Below are 1,599 nucleotides of genomic sequence, written 5' to 3'. Positions count from 1 at the left end.
ACCGGTGACTCGATCGTGGCCAACAACCTCGTGCTGACCCTGTACAAGCACATCAACTCCCCCGAGGCGCGGCTGTACCTGTCGCGGCAGCTTCAGGGGCGCGGGGAACTGCGCGACCAGCCAGAACGGACCCGCAGTCGCGCGCCGGGCCCACGAGGCACCCCGGTAGGCGCCCGGGAAAAGCGAAGGGCCGTGCCCGATCCACCCCGGTCTACGCGCATTGAGCGCGCCGTTGCACCATGGTGGATGGCTCAGCAGCAATCGGACAGTGGAGCGGGAGACAGTGGTGGACGTCGACGTCCAGGGCACGGTGGCGGACGGTTTCGAACCGGTCCGGGACGCCTTCGCGGAGAACTTCGCCCGCCGCGGCGAGCGGGGCGCGGCCGTCGCCGTCTACCGGGGCGGCCGCAAGGTCGTCGACCTGTGGGGCGGCACCAAGGACGCCGACGGCCCCGCGGGCGGGCCGTGGACGCCCGGCACGGCCCAGGTCGTCCGGTCCGCCACCAAGGGCGTCGCCGCCGCCGTCCCGCTGCTCCTGCACCAGCGCGGGCTGGTCGACCTGGACGCGCCCGTCGGCACGTACTGGCCCGAGTTCAAGGCCGCGGGCAAGGACCGCGTCCTCGTCCGCCACCTGCTGTCGCACCGCGCCGGCCTGCCCGTGCTCGACACCCCCCTGACCCCCGCCGAGGCCGTCGACGGCGTCAGCGGCCCGGCCGCCGTCGCCGCGCAGGCGCCCGCCTGGGAGCCGGGCACCGCCCACGGCTACCACGCCCAGACGTACAGCTGGCTCATCGGCGAGCTCGTCCTCCGCGTCACCGGCCGGACGATCGGCGACTGGGTCGCCGACGAGATAGCCGGGCCGTTCGGCGCGGACCTCTGGATCGGCCTGCCCGACGCCGAGCGGACGCGCGCCGGACGGATCGCCGACATCGAGCCGCCCGCCGCCCCCGCCGCCGCGGGCCTGCGGCTGCGCCCCAAGAAGGCCGTCGCCGACGCCTACCGCGACCCGGACTCCCTGACCCGCCGTGCCTTCGCCGCCATCGAGCCGATGGCCGACGAGAACGACCCCGCCTACCGCGCCGCCGAGCTCCCCGCCTCCGCGGGCATCGCCACGGCCGACGGCCTGGCCCGCTTCTACGCCGCGCTCCTCGGCGACCTCGACGGCACCAAGCGGCTGTTCGCCCCCGCCACGCTCACCCTGGCCCGCACGGAGGAGTCCGCGGGCCCGGACCGCGTCCTCGTCGTGAACACCCGCTTCGGCCTCGGCTACATGCTGCACGGCCCGGCCTCGCCGCTGCTCGCCCCCGGCTCCTTCGGCCACCCCGGACGCGGCGGCTCCCTCGGCTTCGCCGACCCCGAGTCGGGCGTCTCCTTCGGCTACGTCACCAACGGCATGCAGAAGAATGTGACCGCCGATGCGCGAGCCCAGGCGCTTGTCCGCGCCCTGACACTGAGCCTGGAGCCCGCGCTGCGGGCCGGTTAGCCGCCTGCGGCGGGAGCGGTAGCGTCGAGGTCGCTGGTGCCGTGCCGGTCCTTGATGGCGCCGACGAGGAAGAAGAGGAGGCCGGTGATGAGGCCGTGGGCGATGTTGGCGAAGAG

The 1,599-nt window shown here is 74.7% G+C and carries 1 protein-coding gene; it reads left to right on the top strand.

Translation table 11 applies throughout. From position 1 onward, the window contains the following. Positions 1–268 precede the first annotated feature (268 nt). Positions 269–1,483 (top strand): serine hydrolase domain-containing protein, encoded by a 1,215-nt coding sequence (locus ACWD4A_RS35330; RefSeq protein ID WP_451200570.1) that lies wholly within the window; start codon positions 269–271, stop codon positions 1,481–1,483. The last annotated feature ends 116 nt before the right edge of the window (positions 1,484–1,599 follow it).

It is taken from the genome of Streptomyces sp. NPDC002537, from assembly GCF_053594975.1.
Note: the sequence above shows the minus strand (reverse complement) of the source record. Positions and strands in the feature narration are given on the sequence as shown.